This window comes from Aeromonas sp. A35_P (assembly GCF_002259925.1).
GTDB classification, from domain to species: domain Bacteria; phylum Pseudomonadota; class Gammaproteobacteria; order Enterobacterales; family Aeromonadaceae; genus Aeromonas; species Aeromonas dhakensis.
Window position 1 is genome coordinate 1 of record NZ_NEVB01000084.1, and the last position, 7,076, is coordinate 7,076.

Consider the following 7,076-nt stretch of genomic DNA (forward strand, 5'->3'; position numbering starts at 1 on the left):
GGGGCCGCTTCAGAATTCGGAAAATAAAGCACGGTAAGCCAGTGGCATGGCTAGCACTCTCATAAACGACCGTTTTTGAGAGGCATCAATGAGAATCAGATCCGTGCCAGTGCTGGTATGGCATGTTACTTTCTCGAAAACCACTCTCGTATTGCACGGCTGAAACAGCCGAGTTTCGAGAACCTCGAAAATTCTGTGTCTAGGGGGGAGCAGCTTGCGCAAAGCCGCGCCGTTGCTGGGTATCGAATCTCTTAACGTGCTTTATTTTCCGAATTCTGAAGCGACCCCGTATAGCCGTTACGACGTGCGTTATCTACGCAGTCAGTACGGTTTGCATAACCTTGGGTTGATGCACCAACAATGCGTCCGTTCGGGGCAGTACGGCGCCAGCGCCACTCATTGGAGGGGTCTTTGTAAAACTCCCAAGTATCGTTCATTGCCAAGTCCTTTAGATGCGGGAGGGCTCAATATAAACCCTCTGCTGGCTATGTCTGGGATTTTTGCTGTTTTTTCAATGGAGTTTGAATAAAAAAAAAGCTATCACCAGAAACTTCGTTGCTAGGCATATTTGTCGTGGTGGGGCCAGTGGCCCCACTTGGTTGAGACAAGTGCCTCCCCTATTACTAACTGGCGCATAAGGTGGGGCAAAATGCCCCACCTGTTTATTTAGGTAACTGTTACCTAAATAAACCCAGCTTCACGTTGGTGGCGCAGCGCCAGGATTACCACTGAGTCCCCTTCTTGGCGGTAACGTGCCAGGTAGCCGCTGTCGCCAAAGGGGATCACCCACTCGCGGAACGCCTCCGGGAGTCCTTCAACAGGGCGGCCCATAGCAGGTTGTTGACCGAGCTGGGCCAATGCCGAACGGATGGTTTGGGCAGCTCGCAGTGCAACGACAGGGCTTTTGCTGTGCAAGAATTCTCGCAGTCGTTGGAGGTCACGCAGGGCTGCCGGTGACAGGATCACTTGTGACATGCAGGTACGCCACCTTCGGTCTCAGTGCCCCAACCGGCCAGCCACTGGTCGGCCTCTTCGAGGGAGACGTGCAGGCCGGTCTCCTGAAACTCTTGCCAGGCATCGAGGGTATCGCGGCGGAACGCCTCTTTGCGCTCTTCGCGTTCAACGTACTGGGTGATGGCCTCGCGCATCATCCAATGCGGGGAGCGGTCACGAGCGGCGGCCAGCAGCTTGATGCGGGTTTGGGTATCGCTGTCGAGCTTGATGGACATGGGTTTGGCTGTACCAGACATGGGAACCTCTAGTAGTCATAGGTATTACCTTGATGATAACCCAGTCCCTCTATGCTTTCACCGCATCTTGCGTTGTGTCAGCATGTTCAAATGTGTCTTTTGGGAGATGTGGAGCGCGTTGAATGGCGAGATATCGCATTGGTGACCGATACCTGTCGGAGTCGGAATACAACCAAGAACAGGATGGTAACTGGATTTTCGGCTTGTTCCTGGTGGGGGCAATTCTGGTTGGCCTGCTGGTGAACCGCTATGTAGTGGATCCTGAATGGCACACGGCAATCCGCTTTCTGGTTACCGTGGTGCCGGCAGTGATTGCCGGCGGCCTTCTTGCTGCTGTCCATCGCTGGGTCAGGTTGTTGCTGGGTATTGCCATTGGCTTGTTGGTGCTTGTGGTGATCATTGGCGTGATCGCAGCGATGGTATAACCAGGTATCTGGATCCACGTCTCAAACGCGCTTAGGCGCGTTTTTTATTTGGGGTATGCCATCGCCTTGGTGTTGGTGACGAAATCGCTGTAATTGCCGCCTATGCTGCCGCTTTTTTGGCCTCGATCGCTCCCTGTGGCAGAATGGCGGCTTCGAGTAGTCAGTGAGGTGTGGTCATGGAACCAGAACGATTCAAACGGACGATGAAGGCGCGAGGGCATTGGCGGGATGGCGAGCTGACATCGGCAGAGCCTGCGGTGTTAGTTGATGATCGGGGGAGCGTGACGCTGAACGAGCCTGCCAAAGGGTATTGGGTCGATGGCGCACCTGTCTGGCCTGCATACAACCCTGTTACGGGTGAAGACCTGAGCGATAAGTTGCGTGACGTGCTGGAGGCCAACCACAAGAAAGCGATCATTTTGACGCTGGCTGACGCCGCAGCGACCTTGAAAGACATGGCCAAGGAGCTGGCTGTGGAGCTCAAAGACAAGGCAGAAACCTTTTCCTGGGAAAAGGACGGCACCAAGACGCTTGAAGCGGCTAGCACGGCCAATGATTTTGGGGGGTATGGAGCGGCTGTTTATAAGGCCTACGACTTGGCAAGACAGTTTGGTGATTATGGAGTAAAGGCAGAAGTATTTACCTCAAAAGGCAAAGAGTACATAGCGATTACGACCAAGAACAATGGTGATAAAATAATGCGTCATGCGTTGGTTAATGGTGTAAGAGTTAAATTTAATGGTCATAAATATCGACTAAATAATTATAAGGTTGTCCAGTTAGGTTTAACCCCTCAGGGGCGTGTTGGTGGATATAAGGGCGGTGCTGTCGCTACATTTATTATATCGGCAACTATTAACACGAACGAGCTAGTGTTCAATGATGATTACCATCTAGTGGACTGGTTCGGAAATGTAGGAACAGACATGTTTAAGGGGATCTTGGCGATTGCTGCTGGTGAGGCTTTCTTGCTGGCTATTGGCGTGTCTGGTGGCGCGATTCTGCTGGGTGTATTAGCAGTCGTGGGGGCTAGTTATGCGATCGACAAGATCTTTGAAGAGTGGCACATCTCGGAGAAGGTTGTATCGGAGTTGAAAAATGCATTCGAGTGAGGTTCCTAGATTAAAGGTTTTTCTAGCCGGAGTTTTTGTAAACATCTTTTCATGGGGCGTGTGGTGGATGGCCACCTCTGAGGTTTACAATACATTTTCGTTAATAGCTGACGGATCTGCACTCGTGAAAATAAATGTCGTTGGGTTGTGGGTATCTGTTGGCTTTATTGGCGTTGGGTTATTTTCGGTAGCATCACCTGGGGTTGCATTATTTACGGGGAAGAGAGCTGATGCTGTATGGGGTAGAAGAGGAAGCTCAATAGCTAATTATGTGATAGTTTTCTTCGCTATCATTGGTGTGTTTTCAGCAATTTATTTTTATACGTCTATGACTACTAGTTTGGCGGATAAGGGGTATGTCTACTGTCGACCTTTAACGAAGTTCTCCGCGACCGGTCGACATGAAGTCTATGTGGCCAAGCCGGAATTGTGTGTGAAGCCCAACAAGATCCCGTAAATGATCTTGATCAGATCCTTAGATCCAGCGTAACCTGCTCGCCAGAAACAAAAAACCCACCGTAAGGTGGGTTGTTTGCCCGGTGCTTTAAGGTCTTCGACCTCCTTAAAGTCCGGTGGGTAACAGCTTCGAGCAGGAAGCGGATACCGTAAAGTACCCCCTCAGTTTAGCCGCGTGCGGCCCGCTGTTCAAGTATCAACTCTCTGCTCGACCCTGTTACCAAAGGCTTTCACCTTTGGCGCTTTGTCGTATTCGCTCGGATTGGACGCAAGTGATTGTTGCCGTAGCGGGTGTGAAGGTCGGGCAGAACGGGGAAATCTCACATACTGCCCAAGCGTGCAATCGCGCACCACAGCCTCCCAGGGCTCGCAACCCTGGGGCATCTGCAAGTAGAGCGTAACGGGGAACCAACCACGGCCAGCTCTTAAAAAACGGCGTGGCAGTCCGACCAACAGGCGGGGGCTAAAGCAGAGTGCAGCTGGACGGGGTGTGTTCTCTGGAGCGCGTGAGAGGGAGCTGCCGCAAGCAGTCTCGATAGTCCGGAGCAAGGCGAGCTTATCCTGTAAAAGACCCTAAAACGATGTGGGTCTGTAGGAGGGCTCTCCTATCTTGAAGCGCAGCGAAAGATAGGAGAGCCTGCTGACTGAGGAGGCTTGCCGACATCCTTTTCGCCCGTTTTTTTTGCTTCCCCATGGCACGCATAATCACCCCCCCTTGATCTCTCTTTTGCCTCCCATTAGTGGGGTTTGAAGCCCAATGGAACGGATCTGTACGCTAAGGAAATTTGTCCATTAATTCAAAAGATTAGAGACGCAGAAAAAAGGGTTCATTGCGTGTCTATTAAATCGGTTTGAGCATTTTATAGATGCGCAGTGCCTCCAAATCGACTTTTTAGACACAGCCCCCCTACTAACGTACGTTTTCGTACCGTTGGACTTCACACCCCTTAGTTACCTACATTCGAAGCCATCCAATTACAGTCACTGTTACTTTAAATAGTCTCGCCAACAGGTGGTTACAACCTATTCCGGCTATGTCAAACTTGACTCTAAGCCAGCATACACAGAGGGCCCTTAGCCGCTTCGCGTCTTCGGTTCCTCTGTGAAGCTGGTTCAGGGGCGTGCCGCCCCCGAAACCCCCTGCTTCCACCGCCCCGAAAAACCCCGTTCCGGGCTTTCCCAGGTCGGCGGACAGGAGAGTTCTATGGTCACAGTTACCGTAATTGAGGTGATCGGATGAAGGATGAACGAGACGACCAGACCCTTGACTTGCTGCCGAGTGGCAAGCGCCGGGGTCGGCCACCGACCGGCAAGGCGTTGAGCCCTGCCGCCAAGCAAGCGGCCTACCGCGCACGGCAACGGGAAAAAACGGTCACCGTTACCTTAAATCGTCCCGATTGTGGCGAGCTGGAGATCTTCCTGCTGAACCTACGGGATGGCCGCACTTCGACCCTGGCCCCCGAGGTTGTGGCCAGGCTGCATGATGCTGTGCGGTCGGCATGGCTGGGGCAGCTTCATACCGGTAACGGTGACCAAAAATGACCCCGACCAAACGCGAACGGGTGATCAAGATCCGGGTCACCGCCGAGGAACTGGCCCGGCTCAAGGGCTTGAGTGGCGATGAACGGCTGGCCGAATGGATGCGGAGCCAGTGCCTTGGTAACGACAAAGCAGCCGGTCGGCGGCGAACGCCGGTCCCCAAAGTCGATCCGGCCCTGCTGAGGCAGATAGCCGGGATTGGTAACAACCTCAACCAGGTAGCGCGGCGAGTGAATAGCGGGGAGTGGGGCGCGGTTGAGCGTGTCCAGGTGATCGCGGTGCTGATGGCGATGGAGCGTGCTTTGCAGGCTCTGTCTGTACCCTCAACGGAGGTAACGTGATGAACGAATGCGGCGTAGCCGAGTATGACTACACCCTGATCCGGTTGCCCGGCGAACAGGGGTGGAGCTTGCGGTTGTTGAAGGACGGCCAGGAGGTCAGTGGGGAGGTTTACCAGGAGCACGATGAAGCGCTCAGTGTGGCCACCGTCTGGCTGTGCAGCGAGTCATGATCGTCAAATTTCATGCCCGTGGCGTGGGGCGCGGTAGCGGCCCAGTCGATTACCTGCTGGGGCCGCAGCGGGATCGGGAGGGAGCGACCCTTGACCGCGGCGATCCGGGTCTCATCGAGGCGCTGATCGACAGCAGCCCCTACGCCAAAAAGTACACCTCCGGCGTGCTGTCGTTCCAGGAAGCGGACTTGCCCCGGGAGGACAAGGACAAGCTGATGGACAGCTTCGAGCGTGCGTTGCTGCCGGGGCTGGATAGGGATCAGTACGCCTGTCTGTGGGTGGAGCACCGGGACAAAGAGCGGCTTGAGCTGAACTTCGTGATCCCGAATATCGAGCTGCTGAGTGGCAAGCGGCTGCAACCCTATTTCGACCGGGCCGACCGGCCCCGCATCGATGCGTGGAAGGTGGTGGTCAACGCCCAGTTGGGCTTGCATGACCCGGATGACCCCTTGAACAAACGGGCCTTGATGACCCCCAGCAACTTGCCAAAAGCCAAGCAGGACGCGGCACAAGCGATCACCGACGGTCTGCTTTCGCTGGCGGCGGCCGGTGAGCTGGCCGATCGGGGAGACGTGGTGGCCACGTTGAAGCAACACGGCTTTGAGGTGGTGCGGGAGACCCGCAAGAGTATCAGCATTGCCGACCCGGAAGGGGGGCGGAATATCCGGCTAAAAGGGGCCCTGTATGAGCAAGATTTTAGAGCTGGCCAAGACCTTCGAAGAGAGCTCGAAGCAGCAGGCGAGCGATATCGAAATGAGCGTGAAGAACGCGTTCGAGCCGCACGAGAGAGCTATTCTCGCGGCGTTGGAATCAAGCGCGCAGAGATTGAACACCGCTATCGACGCCCAGAACCGGAGGTGGGGCTGGTTGGTGTTGAAGGGGTGGGTCTTTCCGTTGATCGGGGTGGCGTTTCTGCTGGGGATCAGCTGGGTCGTGGTGTGGTACCAGGGGAGGGTCATCGCCGAGAACTGGGTAGAGATCTCGCGCCAGAACGCGACACTGGAGCAGTTGGCGGAGAAGGGCGGAACGTTGCACATAGGGATGTGTGGGGAGCGGCGGTGTATAGCCGTGTCGGAGGACACTCAGCTACCGGCGAAGGGGGTGTACTGGCGGCGGCAGAGCGATCAGAGAGTGATGTTTATTCCGGAGGGGTACTGAATGACAGAGCTCGAACAGCAGTTATTGAAAGCGTTAGAGAATTTGGAAGGCGGGTACAAAGCGCAGCACGCGGCCTGGGAGAGCGCCTACAGCGATTTGCGGCTGATGTTCGAGGCCACCTCTACCGAGAACCGGGCATTGCGGGAGAACGTGGGGAGCTTGAGCAAGCAGGTGTTGCACTTGAGCGAGCAAGTCGAGCGATTGAGCCAAAAATTGAAGCCCTGAGTGCAGAACGAGAGTACAGACGTGGCGGCATGAGATTAGGTAACCGCTGGGGGGATCGGGAGTATGGGGATTGAGTGGGGCCAGTGGCCCCACTTTTTCATTAGCCGGTATAGGGGCCGCTTCAGAATTCGGAAAATAAAGCACGGTAAGCCAGTGGCATGGCTAGCACTCTCATAAACGACCGTTTTTGAGAGGCATCAATGAGAATCAGATCCGTGCCAGTGCTGGTATGGCATGTTACTTTCTCGAAAACCACTCTCGTATTGCACGGCTGAAACAGCCGAGTTTCGAGAACCTCGAAAATTCTGTGTCTAGGGGGGAGCAGCTTGCGCAAAGCCGCGCCGTTGCTGGGTATCGAATCTCTTAACGTGCTTTATTTTCCGAATTCTGAAGCGACCCC

At 54.7% G+C, this 7,076-nt stretch carries 10 protein-coding genes; 7 read left to right on the plus strand and 3 right to left on the minus strand.

What is annotated here, in order from left to right:
* Window positions 1-251: 251 nt before the first annotated feature.
* The 3 genes from CAK78_RS06435 to CAK78_RS06445 all read right to left on the minus strand — a co-directional run bounded on the left by CAK78_RS06435 (window position 252) and on the right by CAK78_RS06445 (window position 1,250).
* A complete protein-coding gene (locus CAK78_RS06435; RefSeq protein WP_094696744.1) occupies window positions 252-437 on the minus strand; it encodes a YegP family protein in 186 nt (61 codons plus the stop codon).
* Window positions 438-681: 244 nt separating this feature from the next.
* Complete coding sequence (locus CAK78_RS06440; protein WP_094696745.1) at window positions 682-975, minus strand: type II toxin-antitoxin system RelE/ParE family toxin; 294 nt, start codon at window positions 973-975, stop codon at window positions 682-684.
* Entirely contained in the window at window positions 963-1,250 is a 288-nt protein-coding gene (locus tag CAK78_RS06445; RefSeq protein WP_094696746.1) for a CopG family ribbon-helix-helix protein, read from the minus strand. Before CAK78_RS06445 ends, CAK78_RS06440 begins: the two co-directional genes overlap by 13 nt.
* A 122-nt stretch (window positions 1,251-1,372) precedes the next feature.
* On the opposite strand from CAK78_RS06445, the gene CAK78_RS06450 reads away from it, so the two are divergent.
* The 7 genes from CAK78_RS06450 to CAK78_RS06475 all read left to right on the plus strand — a co-directional run bounded on the left by CAK78_RS06450 (window position 1,373) and on the right by CAK78_RS06475 (window position 6,676).
* Window positions 1,373-1,675, plus strand: coding sequence for a hypothetical protein (locus CAK78_RS06450; RefSeq protein ID WP_094696747.1), 303 nt, complete (start codon window positions 1,373-1,375; stop codon window positions 1,673-1,675).
* A gap of 176 nt (window positions 1,676-1,851) precedes the next feature.
* Window positions 1,852-2,787 carry a hypothetical protein gene (locus tag CAK78_RS06455; protein WP_141214137.1) on the plus strand — a complete coding sequence of 312 codons (936 nt, stop codon included), beginning with the start codon at window positions 1,852-1,854 and terminating at the stop codon, window positions 2,785-2,787.
* 1,692 nt (window positions 2,788-4,479) lie between these two features.
* Window positions 4,480-4,785 (plus strand): hypothetical protein, encoded by a 306-nt coding sequence (locus CAK78_RS06460; RefSeq protein ID WP_094696749.1) that lies wholly within the window; start codon window positions 4,480-4,482, stop codon window positions 4,783-4,785.
* Window positions 4,782-5,123, plus strand: coding sequence for a MobC family plasmid mobilization relaxosome protein (locus CAK78_RS06465; protein ID WP_094696750.1), 342 nt, complete (start codon window positions 4,782-4,784; stop codon window positions 5,121-5,123). The genes CAK78_RS06460 and CAK78_RS06465 overlap by 4 nt, the downstream gene beginning before the upstream one ends.
* Window positions 5,123-5,293: a hypothetical protein gene (locus tag CAK78_RS22805; protein WP_176452704.1), complete on the plus strand. Its 171-nt coding sequence runs from the start codon at window positions 5,123-5,125 to the stop codon at window positions 5,291-5,293. Before CAK78_RS06465 ends, CAK78_RS22805 begins: the two co-directional genes overlap by 1 nt.
* A 684-nt stretch (window positions 5,294-5,977) precedes the next feature.
* The gene (locus CAK78_RS22970) at window positions 5,978-6,451 is read left to right on the plus strand and encodes an MbeB family mobilization protein (RefSeq protein WP_254924722.1); all 474 of its coding nucleotides are present in this window, start codon (window positions 5,978-5,980) and stop codon (window positions 6,449-6,451) included.
* Window positions 6,452-6,676 carry an MbeD family mobilization/exclusion protein gene (locus CAK78_RS06475; protein WP_094696751.1) on the plus strand — a complete coding sequence of 75 codons (225 nt, stop codon included), beginning with the start codon at window positions 6,452-6,454 and terminating at the stop codon, window positions 6,674-6,676.
* The last annotated feature ends 400 nt before the right edge of the window (window positions 6,677-7,076 follow it).